The organism is Ancylobacter tetraedralis (assembly GCF_014195655.1).
Taxonomy (GTDB): Bacteria; Pseudomonadota; Alphaproteobacteria; order Rhizobiales; family Xanthobacteraceae; genus Ancylobacter; species Ancylobacter tetraedralis.
In genome coordinates this window covers 18,111-36,383 of the sequence record NZ_JACICD010000004.1, presented here as the reverse complement: position 1 = coordinate 36,383, position 18,273 = coordinate 18,111, and the positions used below count along the sequence as shown (strand labels likewise).

General features: G+C 68.7%; 16 protein-coding genes. 13 read left to right on the top strand and 3 right to left on the bottom strand.

The window, feature by feature from the left end; genetic code table 11:
• Positions 1-332: 332 nt before the first annotated feature.
• The 3 genes from FHS55_RS11215 to FHS55_RS11205 are packed head-to-tail and all read right to left on the bottom strand — an operon-like array spanning position 333 to position 3,197.
• Positions 333-1,394: an aldo/keto reductase gene (locus FHS55_RS11215; RefSeq protein ID WP_183189856.1), complete on the bottom strand. Its 1,062-nt coding sequence runs from the start codon at positions 1,392-1,394 to the stop codon at positions 333-335.
• Between the two features lie 42 nt (positions 1,395-1,436).
• A complete protein-coding gene (locus FHS55_RS11210; RefSeq protein ID WP_183189855.1) occupies positions 1,437-2,099 on the bottom strand; it encodes an aspartate/glutamate racemase family protein in 663 nt (220 codons plus the stop codon).
• Between the two features lie 9 nt (positions 2,100-2,108).
• Entirely contained in the window at positions 2,109-3,197 is a 1,089-nt protein-coding gene (locus tag FHS55_RS11205; protein WP_183189854.1) for a LacI family DNA-binding transcriptional regulator, read from the bottom strand.
• A 499-nt stretch (positions 3,198-3,696) separates the two neighbouring features.
• Here FHS55_RS11205 and FHS55_RS11200 point away from each other — a divergent pair, with 499 nt between their 5' ends.
• The 13 genes from FHS55_RS11200 (at position 3,697) to FHS55_RS11140 (ending at position 18,264) form a co-directional block, all read left to right on the top strand.
• Positions 3,697-4,692, top strand: a complete 996-nt coding sequence (locus FHS55_RS11200; RefSeq protein ID WP_183189853.1) for an ABC transporter permease — start codon at positions 3,697-3,699, stop codon at positions 4,690-4,692.
• Positions 4,693-4,750: 58 nt separating this feature from the next.
• Positions 4,751-5,764, top strand: coding sequence for a substrate-binding domain-containing protein (locus FHS55_RS11195; protein ID WP_183189852.1), 1,014 nt, complete (start codon positions 4,751-4,753; stop codon positions 5,762-5,764).
• 102 nt (positions 5,765-5,866) lie between these two features.
• Positions 5,867-7,486, top strand: a complete 1,620-nt coding sequence (locus FHS55_RS11190; RefSeq protein WP_425485804.1) for a sugar ABC transporter ATP-binding protein — start codon at positions 5,867-5,869, stop codon at positions 7,484-7,486.
• A gap of 56 nt (positions 7,487-7,542) precedes the next feature.
• The gene (locus tag FHS55_RS11185; protein ID WP_246340120.1) at positions 7,543-8,514 is read left to right on the top strand and encodes an ABC transporter permease; all 972 of its coding nucleotides are present in this window, start codon (positions 7,543-7,545) and stop codon (positions 8,512-8,514) included.
• Positions 8,515-8,566: 52 nt separating this feature from the next.
• Complete coding sequence (locus tag FHS55_RS11180) at positions 8,567-9,568, top strand: dihydroxyacetone kinase subunit DhaK (protein ID WP_183189850.1); 1,002 nt, start codon at positions 8,567-8,569, stop codon at positions 9,566-9,568.
• Positions 9,569-9,579: 11 nt separating this feature from the next.
• On the top strand, positions 9,580-10,218 hold the full coding sequence (locus tag FHS55_RS11175; RefSeq protein WP_183189849.1) for a dihydroxyacetone kinase family protein: 639 nt from the start codon (positions 9,580-9,582) through the stop codon (positions 10,216-10,218).
• A 159-nt stretch (positions 10,219-10,377) separates the two neighbouring features.
• Positions 10,378-11,901 (top strand): choline-sulfatase, encoded by a 1,524-nt coding sequence (gene betC, locus FHS55_RS11170; protein WP_183189848.1) that lies wholly within the window; start codon positions 10,378-10,380, stop codon positions 11,899-11,901.
• 222 nt (positions 11,902-12,123) lie between these two features.
• Positions 12,124-13,725 carry an ABC transporter substrate-binding protein gene (locus tag FHS55_RS11165; RefSeq protein WP_183189847.1) on the top strand — a complete coding sequence of 534 codons (1,602 nt, stop codon included), beginning with the start codon at positions 12,124-12,126 and terminating at the stop codon, positions 13,723-13,725.
• A gap of 52 nt (positions 13,726-13,777) precedes the next feature.
• Entirely contained in the window at positions 13,778-14,764 is a 987-nt protein-coding gene (locus FHS55_RS11160; RefSeq protein ID WP_183189846.1) for an ABC transporter permease subunit, read from the top strand.
• A complete protein-coding gene (locus tag FHS55_RS11155) occupies positions 14,764-15,597 on the top strand; it encodes an ABC transporter permease (RefSeq protein WP_183189845.1) in 834 nt (277 codons plus the stop codon). The genes FHS55_RS11160 and FHS55_RS11155 overlap by 1 nt, the downstream gene beginning before the upstream one ends.
• A complete protein-coding gene (locus FHS55_RS11150; RefSeq protein WP_425485803.1) occupies positions 15,594-16,397 on the top strand; it encodes an ATP-binding cassette domain-containing protein in 804 nt (267 codons plus the stop codon). The genes FHS55_RS11155 and FHS55_RS11150 overlap by 4 nt, the downstream gene beginning before the upstream one ends.
• Positions 16,394-17,179, top strand: a complete 786-nt coding sequence (locus tag FHS55_RS11145; protein ID WP_183189844.1) for an ATP-binding cassette domain-containing protein — start codon at positions 16,394-16,396, stop codon at positions 17,177-17,179. The genes FHS55_RS11150 and FHS55_RS11145 overlap by 4 nt, the downstream gene beginning before the upstream one ends.
• Entirely contained in the window at positions 17,176-18,264 is a 1,089-nt protein-coding gene (locus FHS55_RS11140; protein ID WP_183189843.1) for an aminotransferase class V-fold PLP-dependent enzyme, read from the top strand. The genes FHS55_RS11145 and FHS55_RS11140 overlap by 4 nt, the downstream gene beginning before the upstream one ends.
• Positions 18,265-18,273: the final 9 nt, after the last annotated feature.

Below are 18,273 nucleotides of genomic sequence, written 5' to 3'. Positions count from 1 at the left end.
CGAGGCCGGCCGAGGCCTTCTCAAGGCTTGGTCTCGCCCGACATGCGCCACCCCGGCGCATCGCTTGCGTCCGTGGAGAGACGAGGCTTCGGAACCCGTCGCGGCGACTGACCCGAAGCCCCGGGAACGCAGACCGGCCGCGCAATCCTCATCCGCGAGCCGCCCGCACGCATCCCCATCACTCACTCCAACCGGCCCGCGGAACGCCCCGCCCCGCCTATCGACACATGGTAGCCGGGAAGTGCCGCTGCACGGCGGTATCGTGATGACGCCGACGCCAAAGCGGCATCGCGGCCGGGCGGCACTCCCGCCGACGGTGAGCCCGGCGCCGATCAGACCTTGCCGAGATCCTCGAAGCTCGCGTGCAGCGCCCAGTCACCGGCACTGAAGCGGTCGCGGGCGAAATTGTGCTGGTGCCAGTAGGGGTAGAGATAGGGCGGCCGGCTCACCTGATTCAGCCGCTCCAGCTCCTCGGCCGTCAGTTCGAGAGCGACGGCGGCGATATTGTCCTGGAAATGGCTCTCCTGCGTGCCGCCCACCACCAGCGAGGCGATGCCCGGGCGCGACAGGGTCCAGGCGATGGATACCTGCGCGGCAGTGACGCCGTGCGCGGACGCGATGTCGTTCAGCACGTCGACGATGGCCCATAGCCGCTCGCGGTCGCGGATCGGCGGCTCGGTCCAGCCGGCGGCCTGGCGCGAATCCGCCGGGAACTTGTCGCGCCCGAAGGCGCCGGAGAGCAGGCCGGCAGCCAGCGGGCTCCACACCATCACCCCCACGCCCTGGTCGATGGCGATGGGCAGCAACTCGTATTCCGCCTCGCGCGCCTCCAGCGTGTAGTGGATCTGCTGGGTGACGAAGCGCGGCAGGTTCTTCGCCTCGGCGATGCCGAGCGCCTTCATCACGTGCCAGCCGGAATAGTTGGAGCAGCCGATATAGCGGATCTTGCCCTGCCGCATCAGCGCGTCGAGCGCGGAAAGCGTTTCCTCGATCGTGGTGAGACCGTCCCATTCGTGCAGGAAATAGATGTCGATATGATCGGTGCGCAGGCGCTTCAGGCTGTTCTCGCATTCGCGGATGAGGTGATAGCGCGAGGTGCCCTCGTCATTGGGTCCCTCCCCGATGCGCATGCGCGCCTTCGACGAGATCAGCACCCGCTCGCGCCGCCCCTCCAGCACCTCGCCGACAATCTCCTCCGAGCGGCCGAGCGAATACATGTTGGCGGTGTCGATGACATTGATGCCGCCATCGAGACACACATCCACCAGCCGGCGCGCCTCGTTCACGCCGTGATTGGCGACCTTGGCGAAATCACCGACGCCGCCGAACGAAAACGTGCCCATGCTGAGCGCCGAAACCTTGAGGCCCGAGCGGCCGAGCGTGCGGTATTTCATCGAAGGCGTCTCCCTGAGATGGCGGATGTGTCGCGCGGCCGTTCAGGCCTCGTCTCGTGCGCCGAGCGCGACGGCAATTGCGGCGATGCCGAGTTCAGGGCTGGTGAGCACGCGAACCGGCCCATCGGACGCGGCGTCGAGGGCGCTGGCCATGGAGGCCTGCGCCAGCACCACGACATCGACCTGCGGCGCCACCTCATCGAACGCCGCGCGGATCATCGCGTCATGCACATCGCGGCGGCCCTGCGCGAGTTCGGCGAAAGCGCCCTCGCACAGCCGCTCCAACACCGTGATCTCGCGCCCCTGCGCCAGCGCGGTGTCCCGGATCAGCCGCAGCGTGGGCCCCAGCGTGGTGGGGAGCGTCGCCAGCACGCCGATGCGGGACCCCTGCCGAACCGCCGCCTCGGCCATGCCGCGGTCGATGCGGAACAGCGGCACGGGACTGTGCGGCCGCAGCCGGTCGACCGCCTCGCCGAGCGTCGAACAGGTGACGAGCACGGCATCGGCCGAACCGGCCGCGTCGCGCACATGCGCGGCGAGCCGGGCCTCGGTCGCCTCCGTCAGCCGGCCCTCGCGGATCGTATCCGCCAGGAGGCTTTCATCGACCCGGTGAACGCGCTCCCAGGCGGGCAGCGCCTCCTCGACCAGCGGACGGAAGCGCTGCACCAGCGCGGGCACCGTGTGGATGAGGGCGATCCGGGGCATGACGTCTCCTCAGGCGGTTTCGGCGACGCCGCGCCGGCGGACCGATCGCGGCGCCGGACGCGGCTCGGCCGGCCCGCGGTCGCTCATGCGGGTGACGAGGCGGGCGCCGACCAGGATCTTCACCGGCGGCGGCGGCTCGGCGGCATTGATGAGGTCGTCGAGCACGGTGACGGCGAGATTGCCGATCTTGCGCTTGGAGACGTCGATCGTGGTCAGCGCCGGCTCCATGGTGGAGGAGAGCGGCAGATTGTCGAAGCCGACCACCCCGACATCGTCGGGAATGGCGATGTTGAACTCGCGCAGGGCCTTGATGAAGCCGTAAGCGATGACATCGTTGGTGCAGAAATAGCAATCGGCGAGATCGATGCCCTCGGCCAGCGCCTTCACCGTGTCGGCATGGGCGCCGTCATGGGTCGATTCCACCGAGAGGATATGCGCCGGATCGACCTCGAGGCCGAGCCGCGCCATGTTGCGGTGGAACGCCTCCTGCCGCAGGCGGAAATTCGTGGTGTCGACATGGCTCGCCACGAAGCCGATGCGCGAGAACCCCTGCTGGCGCAGCCGCGCCAGCACCTGATACACCGCATCCTCATTGTTCATGTTGACGAAATTGGCCTCGACCACGTCGTAGAACGTGTCGATGAACACGGTCGGCAGACCGACGCCCTGCAGCACCCTTATGTCGACCTCGGACAGTTCGGTGCCGAGCGCGATGACACCGCTCACCGGCGCCACCGCCAGCGTGTCAGCGACCGCGATGATGCTCTGCCACTCATGGCTGACCACCTCCAGCGTGAAGCCGCGCCGCGTCGCCTCGGCCGACATGCCGTCAATATAGTCGGAGACGAACACGCTGTGGTCGCGGTTCACCGTATGGCCGTGCTTGGCGATCTTGAGAAAGCGGATCGTGCCGGTCGCTTCCGTGCGGGTGCGGACGATGCGCGGGGCATAGTTGAGCCGGGCGGCCGCCTCCAGCACGCGGGCACGGGTGAGGCCGGAAATCTCGCCCTTGCCGTTCAGCACCAACGACACCGTCGCCGGGGAAACTCCCGCCGCTCCGGCTATGTCCCTGATGGTGAAAGACTTCCTTGCTTTCATGACGCGAAGCGCTTCCTGGAGCCGTTATAGCCGCCCAAGGGCGATTTTTGTTTAGTAAACATTCAGGCTCTCTTTCCGACGGTTAAGGCAAAAAGCGTGACGTTGCAACTGCCTTGCCACCGAGCCATGCGAGGATAGTGAGACCGCCTGGATGGCGCCCAATAATTGGGCCGGCAGCGTCCGTATGTTGAGCAGCCGACGCACGCGGCGCGCGCCTCGGCACGGGCCGGAGCGATGGACGGCAACAGAGAACTTTGCTGCAATGCATATAAAATAAGGATTTCTGGTATACCAGAAACCAACCGTCACGCGATCCCGACGCCGTCGCGGGGCATGGCGTGCATTTGGTCAGGCGCGCGCCCGTTGCCGCCCCTCCTCCCTGGCACGACACGCGCGAAACCGACCACGCTGCCGCTTGCACCCTGCCAAAGGCTTTGCTACGCATTTAGTAAAGCTGGTCAGAATTTACTAAAAAACGAACCAGGCTCGGGAGGAGACCATGCGGAATACCGGCGGACAGCTGGTCCTGCTCATCGTCATCAACGTGGCGGTGCTGGGCCTTGGCGCGGCCATTTCCGGCGGCTCGTTCCTCGCCCCGTTCAATCTCCAGTCCATGGCCGGGCAATTGCCGGAAATCGGCTTCCTCGCCATCGGCGTGATGCTGGCCATGTGCGCCGGCAATGGCGGCATCGACCTCTCCGGAATCGCGCTGGCCAACCTGTCGGGCGTGGTCGCGGCGGTCGTGGCCGGCAAGTTCCTGTCGAGCGCCGATCCGTCCAGCGCCTATTCGCTGGCCTTCATCATCGGGGCACTGCTGGTCGGCCTCATCGGCGGCACGGTCAACGGGCTGCTGATCAGCCGCCTCAACATCACGCCCATCCTGTGCACGCTGGGCACGCAGATGCTGTTCACCGGCCTTGCTGTCGTGGCCTCCGACGGGCGCGCGGTGGCAGTGGGCAGCCCGGACCTGCTGGCGCAGATCGGCAACGGCCTGTTCCTCGGCGTGCCGATCAGCTTCCTCATCTTCATCGGCGTCGCCGCGCTGGTCGCCGCGCTGCTGAAATTCACCCCGTTCGGCCTGTGGCTGATGCTGATGGGCACCAACCCGAAGGCCGCCACCTATGCCGGCTTTCCCCGGACGGGCGTGCTGATCACCACCTATGCGACGAGCGGCCTGCTCTCCGGCCTCGCCGGCATCATCATCGCCGCCCGCAACGTCAACGTGAAGTGGGATTACGGCACGTCCTACCTGCTGATCGCCATCCTCATCGCCGTCATGGCCGGCGTTCGCCCCGAGGGCGGCTATGGCCGGGTGGTCTGCGTGGTGCTGGCGGCGATCGCGCTGCAGCTCATGTCCAGCATGCTGAATTTCGGCGGGCTCTCCAACTTCGTGCGCGATTTCGCGTGGGGGGCGCTGCTCCTGACCTTCCTGGCGGTCGGCCGCTACAACGTGGTCGGCTTCCTCATTCCCAACAAGAGCACCAAGCTCGTGTGATGCGCGCCCTCACGCATCGAAACTGGTCCTGAGGGTGACAACAACAATGGAGGAAACGATGGGAACCCTTTCCAAGAAGGTTCTGCTCGGCTCGACCCTGGCTGCGGCCCTCATCGCCGGCTCCGCCGGCGCGCTGATGGCCCAGAACAAGCCGGTCATCGCCACCGTGGTGAAGATCAGCGGCATTCCGTGGTTCGACCGCATGGAAACCGGCGTCAAGCAGTTCCAGAAAGACAATCCGGACGTCGTCGCCACCCAGTATGGCCCGGCCACCGCCGACGCCGCCCAGCAGTTGCAGATCGTCACCGATCTCATCGCCAAGGGCGTGAACGGGCTCGCCGTGGTGCCGATGGACCCGTCCGTGTTGGAGGGCACGCTCAAGCGCGCCATGGATCGCGGCATCATCGTCGTGACCCATGAGGCGGACAACCAGAAGAACACCAACGCCGACGTCGAGGCGTTCGACAACGCCGATTACGGCCGCGCCCTCAACGAGCGCCTCGCCACCTGCATGGGCGGCAAGGGCAAGTGGACCACCTTCGTCGGCTCGCTCGGCAGCCGCACGCACATGCAGTGGGTCGGCGCGGGCGAAGCCAACGCCAAGTCCAAGCACCCCGACATGGCGCTGGTCGACGCGAACAACGAATCGTTCGACGACGCCAACGGCACCTATGAGAAGGCCAAGGAAATCCTGCGCAAGCACCCCGACATCAAGGGCTTCCAGACCTCGGCCGGCAATGATGTGCTGGGCGTCGGCCGTGCCATCGACGAAGCGGGCCTCTCGGGCAAGGTGTGCCTGGTCGGCACCGGCCTGCCCAACCCCTCGCAGGATCTGCTGGAGTCCGGCGCCATCACCGCCATCGGCTTCTGGGATCCGCAGAAGGCTGGCATGGCGATGAACTCGGTCGCCAAGAGCCTGATCGCCGGCAAGAAGATCGAGGACGGCGCCAATCTCGGCGTGCCCGGCTACGAGAAGGTGAAGGTCACCAAGGGGCCGGGCGTGGGCGTGCTCATCGTCGGCAACGGCATGGTGATCGCCGACAAGGCCAACTACAAGGAATTCCTCTTCTGATCGCCCGATAGCCGCAAAAGCCGGGGAACACCATCGTCGTTCCCCGGCGCTCCTGCCCGCGCCCTTGCCGGCGCGCGCCGCCTCCGGTGTCAGGAAAACCCCGTGTCCCACGCCTCCATCGCCCCGGCCACGTCTGCCGCCAGCGCCGCGACCACGCCCGCACGCCCGTTCCTGGAGCTGCGCGGCATTCACAAGCGTTTCGGCGGCGTGCACGCGCTGCGCGGGGTCGGCTTCACCATCCGGCCCGGCGAGGCCTATCACCTGCTCGGCGAGAATGGCTGCGGCAAAAGCACCGTCATCAAGATCATGTCCGGCGCGCACGCGCCGGACGAAGGCGAGATCATCCTGGAGGGCACGAGCCACCGCTCGCTCACCGCGATCCAGTCGCTCAGCGCGGGCATCGAGACCGTTTATCAGGACCTCTCGCTGCTGCCCAACCTCACCGTGGCGGAGAATGTCGCGCTCAGCGAGCAGCTGGTCGCCCATGGCGGCCGGCTGGCCCGCCTGTTCGATCGCGCCCGCCTGCGCGAGACGGCGGCCACGGCGCTGAAAGCCGTCGGACTGCCGGCCGACCGCGCCTTCCTCTCCACCGTGGTCTCGGACCTGCCGCTGGCGCAGCGCCAGCTCATCGCCATCGCCCGCGCCATCGCCACCCGGGCGAAGATGGTGATCATGGACGAGCCGACCACCTCGCTCACCCGCCGCGAGGTGGACAACCTCATCACCGTGGTCGAGCGCCTGCGCTCGGAAGGCGTGGCGGTGCTGTTCGTCACCCACAAGCTCGACGAGTGCTACCGTATCGGCGGCCACGCCATCGTCTTCCGCGACGGCCAGTGCGTGGCGCAGGGTCCGCTCGCCGACTACACGAAGCAGCAGCTGGCCGAATTGATGACCGGCCGCCGGATCGACGCCGAACGCTACCGCACCGGCACGGCGGGGACGGAGGAGCTGATCGCGGTCCGCGGCCTCTCCCGCCCGCCTTACCTGCGCGACGTCAGTTTCACCGTGCACCGGGGCGAGATCGTCGGCATCACCGGCCTGGCCGATTCCGGGCGCAACGAACTCGCCATGGCCATTGCCGGCGTGATGCCGGCGGTGGACGGCAGCATCGCCGTCGAGGGCCGGGTGGAGCGTATCCGCCATCCCGCGCAGGCGATCCGGCTCGGCATCGGCTATGTGCCGGAGGACCGGCTGGCGGAAGGCCTGTTCCTCGACAAGTCGATCCTGGAGAACGAGATCGCCCTCGTCGTGCGCCAGCTCGCCAACGCCTTCGGCATCGTCGACCAGGCGAAGGGCCGCGCCCTCGCCGACACGCTTTCGCAGGACATGCGGCTCAACACCCGGAACCTCGACCTGCCGGTCGGCGCGCTGTCGGGCGGCAACCAGCAGCGCGTGCTGATCGGCCGCTGGCTGTCCATCCGGCCGAAGCTGCTCGTGCTGCACGGTCCCACGGTCGGCGTCGATGTCGGTTCCAAGGACACCATCTACCGGGTGATCCAGCTGCTCGCCGAACAGGGCATGGGCCTCGTCATCGTCAGCGACGACCTGCCGGAACTCTTGCAGAACTGCGACCGCATCCTGGTGATGAACGGCGGGCGCATCGTCGCCGAACATGACGCGCGGGCGGCGGACGAGGACCTTCTCTACCGGGCGATGCTCGCCGCCAAACCCGCATCCGCCGCCCAGACGCGGCCTGCCGTCGCGACGGAGTCCCGCCCATGAGCGCCACCCATCTCCACGACAGCGCCGCCGCACCCGCGGGCCGGCCGAACGCCTTCATGGCGCTGGTGCGCCGACGGCCGGAAATCATCACCTTCGCGCTGCTGCTGGCGATCTGCGTCGCCGTCTCCCTCATCAACCCGGCCTTCCTGCAGCCGTCCTCGCTGGTCGATATCGGCCGGGCGAGCGTGGTGATGGGGCTGTTCGCGCTCGGGGTGTTCATCATCCTGGCGGCGGGCGGCATCGACGTGTCGTTCACCGCCATCGCCGCCTTCACCATGTACTCGCTGACGCTTCTCGTGAAGAACCACTGGCCCGACGCGCCGATCGCGCTGGTGCTGGTGGCGGCGGTGGCTGGCGGTGCGCTGCTCGGGGTCGTCAACGGCCTGCTGGTGCATCACCTGAAGGTGCCCTCGCTGATCGTCACCATCGGCACGCAATATCTGTTTCGCGGCATCCTGCTCGCCTTCATCGGCACGGTTTGGATCATGTCGCTGCCGCCGAACATGGGCGCATTCGGGCGCCTGCCGCTGGTACAGTTCGACGCGGCGGACGGGCGCACCATCACCCTGCCCTTCTATTTCCTCGTGCTGCCGGCGGCCGCGCTGGGGACGTGGTGGATGCTGAACCGCACCCTGATGGGCCGCGCCATTTTCGCGGTGGGCGGCAATGCCAATGTGGCCGAGCGCCTCGGCTACAGCCTCAGGACCATCCACATCTTCCTGTTCGCCTATGCCGGCGGCCTCGCGGGGCTGGCGGGCATCATCCACACCTGCGCCAACCGGCAGTCGAACCCGTTCGACCTCGTCGGCAGCGAGATCAACGTCATCGCCGCCGTGGTGCTGGGCGGGGCGCGCATCACCGGGGGAACCGGCTCGGTGCTGGGCACGCTCTTGGGCGTGCTGCTGGTGGTGGTGGTCAACAGCGTGCTGGTCATGGTCGGCATTCCATCCACCTGGCAGCGCGTCGTGGTCGGCAGCTTCATCCTGCTCGCCGCCGCCTTCTTCGTGACCGCGCAGAAGAAAAGCTGAGCCGTCGGGTCAACGCGCCGTTGGGTAACGAGCTTTGGGAGTTAACAGGACAATGAAGAAGTTTCTCAACGATCCGGCGAACTTCGTCGACGAGATGCTGGACGGCATCTACCGGGCGCATCCGCAGGTGACCTATGTGAACGACGACCGGCGCTGCCTCGTCGTCGCCAGCCGCAAGGCGGGCAAGGTCGGCATCGCCACGGGCGGGGGCTCGGGACACCTGCCGCTGTTCCTCGGCTATGTCGGCGACAACATGCTCGATGGCTGCGCCGTCGGCGGCGTGTTCCAGTCGCCCAGCGCCGAGCAGATGTACGAAGTGACCAAGGCCATCGATCAGGGCGCCGGCGTGCTCTACATCTATGGCAACTACACTGGCGACATCATCAATTTCGACATGGCCGCCGAGCTGGCCGACCTTGACGGCATCACGGTGAAGCAGGTCGTCGGCAATGACGACGTCGCCTCCTCGGTGGTCGGCGAGGAGCACAAAAGGCGCGGCGTCGCCGGCATCTTCTTCGTCTACAAGGCGGCCGGCGCGGCGGCGGCGAACGGGCTTTCGCTCGACGAGGTGACGCGCCTCGCCGACAAGGCGCGAGCGAATGTGCGCACCATCGGCGTCGCGCTGTCCAGCTGCGTGGTACCGGAAGTCGGCCATGCCACCTTCGAGGTGGGCGCGGACGAGATGGAAATCGGCATGGGCATCCATGGCGAGCCCGGCATCGGCCGCACCAGGCTCGCCCCCGCCGACGCGGTGGTCGACCAGATGATGGCCCGTGTCTTCGCCGAGTTGCCGGCGGGCAGCGGCGACGAATTCGCGGTGCTGGTAAACGGCCTCGGCGGCACGCCGAAGGAAGAGCTCTACATCCTGTTCCGCCGCGTCTCGCAGCTGTTCGAGGAAAAGGGCGCCAGGGTGAAATATGTCTGGATCGGCGAGTTCGCCACCGCCATGGAAATGGCCGGCGCCTCGATCTCGGTCTTGAAGCTCGACACCGAGCTGGATCCGCTGATCGCCGCCCCGGCGAACACGCCGTTCTTCGCCCATTACAAGGCGTGAGGAGACACCCCATGGACGCGATCCGCGCCGAGGACCTCATCGACCTCATCCGCGCCTGGCGCGACATGTTCGCCGCGCAGCGCGAATTTTTGATCGCGCTCGACGGCAAGGTCGGCGACAGCGATCTCGGCATCACCATGGCGAAGTCCTTCGCCGCCGCCTATGACGCGGTGGCGGCGGAAGGGCCGGCGGCGGGGCTCACCAAGCTGCTGCGCAGCGCCGGCGCCACCATGGCGAAGACCGCGCCCTCCACCATGGGCACGCTCACCGCCACCGGCTTCCTGCGCGGCGCCAAGGCGCTGGAGGGCAAGGACGCGATCGGCACGCCGGAACTGGCCGCCTTCTGGCGCGCCTACACCACCGGCATCGCCGAGCGCGGCAAGGCGAAGGTCGGCGACAAGACCATTCTCGACGTGCTGGATCCGGTCGCGCGCGTGCTGGAAGCGCAGGCCGCTTCCGGCGCCGCGCTGGCCCCGGCTTTGGCGGCGGCGGCGGAAGAGGCCGAGGCGGCGCTGGAGCGCACCAAGACCCTGGTGGCCCAGCACGGCAAGGCGGCCGCCTTCCAGGAGAAGACCCGCGGCCTGCAGGATGCCGGCGCCACGGTCGGTGTGCTGCTGGTCAAGACGATGAGCGAGGTGGCCACCGGCTGACGGCGCGCGATCATCAGGTCGCGCAAAACCCGCCGGGGAAGGCGGACATTCACCTTTCCCCGGCGGGGGATGACTGTACGATGGGCATCCTTCCGCCGCCGTCGCCCGCCCTGCCGACGTCGGCCGCATTTCCGGCACAGGCGTTCCAGGTTACGTTCCATGTCACCATCGACGACACGTCCCAACATCCTGATCTTCGTCGTCGACCAGCTGAACGGAACATTCTTCCCGGATGGGCCGGCCGATTTCCTCAAGGCGCCGCATCTGAAGGCGCTGGCCGCGCGCTCGGCCCGCTTCGCGCAGGCCTATACGCCGAGCCCGCTCTGCGCCCCGGCGCGCGCCTCGATCATGAGCGGGCAATTGCCCTCGCGCACCCGCGTCTATGACAATGCCGCCGAGTTCGCCTCCGACATCCCGACCTTCGCCCATCATCTGCGCCGCGCCGGCTATGCCACCTGCCTGTCGGGCAAGATGCACTTCGTCGGCCCCGACCAGTTGCACGGCTTCGAGCAGCGCCTGACCACGGATATCTACCCCGCCGATTTCGGCTGGACGCCGGATTATCGCAAGCCGGGCGAGCGCATCGACTGGTGGTACCACAATCTCGGCTCCGTCACCGGCGCGGGCGTCGCCGAGATCACCAACCAGCTCGACTATGACGACGAGGTCGCCTTCCAGGCCGAGCGCAAGCTCTATGACATCGCGCGCGAGCCAAATCCGCGACCGTGGGCGCTCACCGTCAGCTTCACCCACCCGCACGACCCCTATGTCGCGCGCCGCCGCTTCTTCGATCTCTATGACGGCGCGCCCGAGCTTGATCCCGCCGTGCCGGCAATTCTCGCACGCGAGCTCGATCCGCATTCGGTGCGCCTGCTCGAGGCGTGCAACGCGGCCGACTACGCGATCACCCGCGATCAGGTGCGGCGCTCGCGGCAGGCCTATTTCGCCAATATCTCCTATCTCGACGAGAAGATCGGAAGCCTTCTCGCCCTGCTGGAGCGGCTGCGGCTGGCCGACGACACCATCGTCGTCTTCCTCTCCGACCATGGCGACATGCTGGGCGAGCGCGGCATGTGGTTCAAGATGAGCTTCTTCGAGGGCTCGGCCCGCGTGCCCTTCATGATATCCGCGCCGGGCCTTTCCACCGGCCGCATCGACACGCCGGTCTCGACGCTCGACCTCACCCCCACCCTCGCCGAACTGGCCGGCATCGACCTCGCCGAGATCCGCCCGTGGACCGACGGCGAGTCGGTCGTCTCGCTTGCCAGTGGTGGCACGCGGGGGCCGGTCTATATGGAATATGCGGCCGAAGGCTCGCGCGAGCCGCTGGTCGCGCTGCGCGACGGGGCGTGGAAATACGCCGTCAGCGCCTCCGATCCCGCCCTGCTGTTCGATCTCGAGGCCGACCCGCTGGAGCGCGTCAACCGCGCCGGCGATCCTGCGCTTGCCGAGGTCGAGGCCCGGCTGAAGGCGCTCGCGGCGGAGAAATGGGACCTCGCCCGCTTCGACGCCGAGGTGCGCGCCAGCCAGGCGCGTCGACACGTGGTCTACCCCGCCCTGCGCAACGGCGCCTATTACCCCTGGGATTTCCAGCCACTGCAGAAGGCCTCCGAGCAGTACATGCGCAACCACCTCGATCTCAACAATCTGGAAGACGACCGCCGCTATCCCCGCGGGGAGTAACACAGCGGCATCGGGCGGCGGGGCGACGACCGACGCCGGCATCTTACCCAGCGTCATGAATGCTTGCGCCATTTCTGCGCTCGCGCAGCGAAAACCTACAAAAATAGTATAAATCCTATTGAAAGTGACGCGACTTCGGTGTCTCATCTTGGTCCATACGACATCTGACCAGGGGACGGATCGTCGGCGCGTCTGTCACGAGCGACCGCATCCGAGCACGTCATGGCTGTTTTGACCGTTTCACGCCGCCTCCTTCTGCAAGGCACCGCCGCGCTGGCGGGTCTGGCCGCACTCGGCCTGCGGGCTCACGCGGCGGGAGGCGGCCGGCTGGTCGTCGCCGCCGATTCCGAGCCGAAGAACCTCAACCCCGCCATCGTCGCCTCGAACGGCGTGTTCTTCGTGGCCAGCAAGGTGATCGAGCCGCTGGCGGAAGCCTCCTATACCGGCGAGAACGGTCTGGCGCCGCGTCTGGCGCTCTCCTGGGAAGGATCGAGCGACGGGCTTTCCGTCACCTTCCATTTGCGCCCCGGCGTCACCTGGCATGACGGCAAGCCCTTCACCTCGGCCGACGTCGCCTTCTCCGCGCTTCAGGTATGGAAGCCGCTGCAGAATCTCGGCCGTACCATCTTCGCCGACCTGACGGCGGTGGACACGCCGGACCCGCTCACCGCCGTGTTCCGCTTCAGCCAGCCAACGCCCATCCAGCTGATCCGCAACGCGCTGCCGGCGGTAACCGCCGTGTTGCCCAGGCACCTCTATGAGGGCACCGACATCGCCACCAACCCGGCCAATGTGCAGCTGGTCGGCACCGGTCCCTACAAGTTCGCCGAATACAAGCCCGGCCAGTATTACCGGCTCACCCGCAACGACGCCTATTGGGACACCGGCAAGCCGGCGCTGGAGGAGATCGTGTTCCGCGTGCTGCCCGACCGGGCGGGCGCGGGCGCCGCGCTGGAGGCGGACGAGATCCAGCTCGCCGCCTTCTCCGCCGTGCCGCTGGCCGATCTCGCCCGCATCGCCAAGGTGCCGGGCATCAAGGTGATCCCTGAGGGCTATGAGGGGCTGACCTACCAGCTCGTGGTCGAGATCAACCACCGGCGCAAGGAACTGGCCGACCTCAAGGTGCGCCAGGCCATCGCCCACGCGATCGACCGCACATATGTCGTCGACACCATCTTCCTCGGCTACGCCACCGCCTCGACCGGGCCGGTGCCGAAGAATGCCAGCGAGTTCTACACGGCCGATGTCGAGACCTATCCGTTCGATGTCGCACGCGCCAACGCCCTGCTGGACGAAGCCGGCTATGCGCGCGGCGCCAATGGCGTGCGCTTTTCGCTGAAGCTGCTGCCGGCACCCTATTTCAACGAGACGCGGCAGTTCGGCGATTATCTCAAGCAGGCGCTGGCCGCCATCGGCATCGACGCGCAGCTCGTCAACAATGACGCCGCCGCCCATATCAAGGCGGTCTACACCGACCACGCCTTCGACCTCGCGGTGGCGCCGCCGGTGTTCCGCGGCGATCCCGCCATCTCCACCACCATCCTGGTCAAGTCGGGCCTGCCGGCCGGCGTGCCCTTCTCCAACCAGGGCGGCTTTGTGAGCGCCGAGATCGACGCGGTGATCGCCCAGGCGGCGCGCACGGTGGATACCGGCGCCCGCACCCAGCTCTACAAGACCTTCCAGAAGCTGGTGGCGGCCGACCTGCCATTGATCAACGTCGCCGAGTGGGGCTTCATCACGGTGGCACGCGACACGGTGGAGAATGTCGCCAGCAACCCGCGCTGGGCCGTTTCCAACTGGTCGGACACGGCGCTGAAGGGGTGAGGCACGGGCAGACAGGCGGACAGGCGGGCGCGGCGGCAGACGGGGCGTCGGGGTGACACGCAGTTGGGTTCTCGTGCGCCGACGCGCGCTGGCGGCCGTCCCGGTGCTGCTGATCCTTGTGCTCGCCACCTTCCTGCTGCTGGAACTGGCCTCGGGCGACGCGGTCGATGCCTATCTCGTTTCCAGCGGCGGCGGCGATGCGAACCTCGTCGCGCAGATGCGCCAACATTACGGCCTCGACCAATCCGTTCTCGCCCGGCTGTGGATCTATCTCGCCGCGCTGGCCCATCTCGATCTCGGCTGGTCGTTGGCCTTCGACCGGCCGGTCGGCGCGCTGATCGCCGAGCGCCTGCCGAACACGCTCATGCTGATGGGCGCGGCGCTGGCGCTGTCCTTCGGGCTCGGCTCGCTGCTCGGCGTGGCGGCCGGGGCGCGGCCCGGCAGCCTCACCGACCGGCTGCTCTCGGTGGGCTCGCTCGCGCTTTATGCCATACCGGGCTTCTGGCTCGGGCTGGTGCTGGTGCTGTTCTTCGCGGTGGACCTGCGCTGGCTGCCGGGCTCCGGCATCGAGACCATCGCCTCCGGCAAGACCGGGCTGGCGCGGGCGGCCGACATCGCCCGTCATCTCGTGCTGCCGGTGGCGGCGCTCGGCTTCATCTATCTCGCGCTGTTCCTGCGCGTCATGCGCTCGGCCATGGCGGAGGTCTGGCGGCTGGATTTTGTGACCTTCGCGCAGGCCAAGGGGCTGTCGCGGCGACGCATCGTGTGGCGGCACGTGGCGCGCAACGCGCTGCTGCCGCTCGTTACCATGCTCGGCCTTCAGGCTGCCGCCATGCTGGGCGGGTCCGTCGTCATCGAGAGCGTCTTCGCCATTCCCGGCTTCGGGCGGCTGGCCAGCGAAGCGGTGGCCGGGCGCGACGGGCCGCTCTTGGCCGGCATCATCCTGGTGAGCGCGGTGATGGTGATCGCCATCAACCTCGCCGTCGATCTTCTCTATGCGTGGCTCGACCCGCGCATCGGCGCGGGGCACGCGAGCTGATGGCCTTTCTGCGCCGCTACCTGCGCTCGGGCGCCGGCATGGCCGGCCTCCTCATCATTGCGACCATCGCGCTCGGCGCCATCGCCGCGCCATGGCTGGCCCCGCGCGACCCGCTCGCCATTGCTGGCCCGGCGCTTCTGCCGCCCTTCACCGACGCGCGGCTGCCGCTCGGCACCGACCGGCTGGGGCGCGATATGCTCGCCGGGCTGATCCATGGCGCGCGCGCCTCGCTCGCCGTCGGGCTGGCGGCGATGGTCGCGGCGCTGGCGATCGGCTCGGTGGTGGGAACGGTGGCGGGCTTTGCCGGCGGGCTGGTGGACGAGGCGCTGATGCGCGTCACCGATGCCTTCCAGGTGGTGCCGCGCTTCCTCCTGGCGCTCGCCTTCGTCTCCACGCTCGGCCCCTCCATCGGCACGGTGGTGATCGCCATCGCGCTCGGCGCCTGGACCGAGCCGGCGCGGCTGGTGCGGGCACAGGTGCTGTCGCTGCGCGAACGCGACTTCGTGGCGGCGGCCCGGGTGATCGGCATGCATCCGGCGGAGATCGCCTTCCGGGAGATCCTGCCCAATGCGCTGACGCCCGCGCTCGCCATTGCCGCGCTGATCGTGGCGGCGGCGGTGCTGATCGAGGCCGCTTTGTCCTTCCTCGGGCTCGGCGATCCCAACATCGTCACCTGGGGCACGATGATCGCCGAGGGGCGCAACCTGCTGCGCACCGCGCCCGCGCTCTCGCTTCTGCCGGGGCTGGCGCTGGTCATCACCGTGCTCGGCATCTATCTCGTCAGCGAAGGCATCGGCGATGCGCTGGAAAGGCGCGGGAGGACGACGCCGTGATTCCACCCCGCGCCGATGCCTCGCTCTGCCGGCTGCGCGGCCTCGGCGTGCGCTATGCCGGCAGCGCGCAGCCGGCGCTCGGCCCGATCGATTTCGACATCGCCGCCGGCGAGCGACTCGCCATTATCGGCGAGAGCGGCTCGGGCAAATCGACGCTGGCGCGCGCCATTGCCGGGCTGCTGCCGGCGGGCGCCGCGCTCACCGGCACGCTCGACTGGCCGGCATCGGGCCGGCGCCCCCACCCCGGCCGGGATCTGGGCTATGTGTTCCAGGATCCGGGCCAGAGTCTCAACCCGGTGCTCACCATCGGCGAGCAGGTGACCGAGGGCGCCCGCCGCCATCTGGGCCTGAGCGCGCGCGCGGCGCGCGCCCACGCCGCCGACCTGCTGGCGCAGGTGCAGTTGCCGGACCCCGGCCGGCTGCTCGCCGCCTATCCGCACCAGCTCTCGGGCGGCCAGCGCCAGCGTGTCGCCATCGCCGCCGCCATCGCTGCCGGACCCGCCATTCTCATCGCCGACGAGGTGACCTCCGCGCTCGACACCACGGTGCAGGCGGCCATCGTCGCGCTGCTCGATGCGCTGACGCGCGACCGAGGCATGACGCTGATCTTCGTCACCCACGACATGGCGCTCGCCGCCCAACTGGCCGATCGCATCGCGGTGATGGGTGCGGGACGGCTGGTCGAGGCCGGGCGGGCTGGGGACATTCTGCAGCGGCCGATCAGCGCCGAGGCGAGACGGCTGCTCGACGCGCATATCGACCTCGACACCCCACCGCTCATCGGCGAGGCGGCGCCATGACCGCGCCACTGCTGGAGGTCGTGGGCCTCACCAAGTCGTTCCACAGCGGGGGACGGCGCGTCGTCGCGCTGGACGACGTGTCGCTCAGCCTCGCCCCCGGCGAGACGCTGGGCCTGGTCGGCGCCTCCGGCTACGGCAAGTCGACCCTCGCCCGGGTACTGGTGCACCTCATCGCGCCCGAGGGCGGCAGCATCCGCTTTCGCGGGCAGGACTGGCTGGGGCTGAACGGCGCACCGCTGCGCGCCGCGCGCCGGCATCTGCAGATGGTGTTCCAGGACCCGCTCGCCGCCTTCAACCCGCGCGCGACGGTCGGCAGCGTGCTGACCGATCCGTTGCGCATCCACGCCCTCGCCCCGCGCGCCGCCTGGCGCGAGGAAGTGGCGCGTTTGCTCACGCGCGTCGGCCTTGCGCCAGAGCATGCCGGCCGTTCGATCCTCGATCTGTCCGGCGGCCAGCGCCAGCGCGTTGCCATCGCGCGCGCGCTGGCGCTGAAGCCGGACCTCATCGTGCTGGACGAGGCCGTCTCGGCGCTCGACGTGGCGGTGCGCGCGCATATCCTCGAACTGCTGGTCGAGCTGCAACGCGCGAGCGGCCTCGCCTACATCTTCATCTCGCATGATCTGGCCGCCGTCCGCGCCGTGTCCCACCGTATCGCGGTGATGGAAGCCGGGCGGATCGTGGAGAGCGGCCCGGCGGCACGCATCGTGCGCGCGCCCGAGAGCGCGGCGGCGCGCGCGCTCATTGCCGCCGTGCCCCATCTCGTCAGGGAGAAACAAGGATGACCCCGCCCGACTGGTCGCTGCTGCTCGATCCGCCCCCTTTCCCGCCGCACGGCTATGCCCGGATCGCCGATCGGCTGGCCAGCCTGCTCGGCACCAAGGCCGATATCGTGTTCGTGCAGGCCGAAGCCGTGGTGGCGCTGGAGGCGGTGGCGGCGAGCCTCGCCCGACCGGGCCTGCCCGTGCTCAACATCATCACCAGCCCCTATGGCGGGATGGTCGGCGGCTGGCTGCGCCGGGCCGGCGCCGAAGTGGTGGACCTCACCGCCGAACCGGGCGAGCCGATCAAGGCGGAAGCCGTCGCCGGCGCGCTTGACCGCCACCCGCAAACCGCGCTGCTCTCGCTGGTCCACGCGGAATCGGCCAGCGGCATCCTCAACCCGTTGCCGGACATCCTCGCGCTCGCCCGCGCGCGCGATATCGTCACGGTGGTGGACGCGGTGGCCTCCGCCGGCGGCCATGCGCTCGATATCGATGCGCTCGGCATCGACGTCGCCGTCATCGGCCCGCAAAAGGCGCTGGGCGGACCGGCCGGCCTCTCCGCGATATCGCTCACCCCGCGCGCCTGGGCGCTGGCCGAGCGGCCGGAGGCGCCCACCGGCTCGATCCTCTCGCTCATCGATCTCAAGCAGGGCTGGCTGGACACCGGACGCGGGCCGCTGCCCGGCATGCCCGCGCCGCTGGAATGGCACGCATTCGCCGCCGCGCTGGACCGGATCGAGCGCGAGGGGCTGACGGCGGTCATCGAGCGCCACGCTGTTGCGGCGGCGGCGACCCGCCGGGCCTTGGAACGGCTCGGGCTGGCGCTTTGGCCCGCGCACGGCGCGCCCTCGAACCTCGTCACCGCGGCGGTGCTGCCCGAGGGCCTCGATCGGGCCGCGCTGCTCGCCGCCCTCCCCGCCGAAGTGGAGATCACCGCCTGCATCGGCCCCGGCACGGAGCATCTGATCCGCCTCAACCACACCGGCCCGCGCGCCACGCCGATAGCCGTCGCGCGCGGCATCGAGGCATTGGGGGCGGCGCTGCGCCAGGCCGGGGTGCCCGCCGACACCGAGGCCGCGCTCTCCGATCTCCCGCCGCGCGCCTGAACCTGGCGG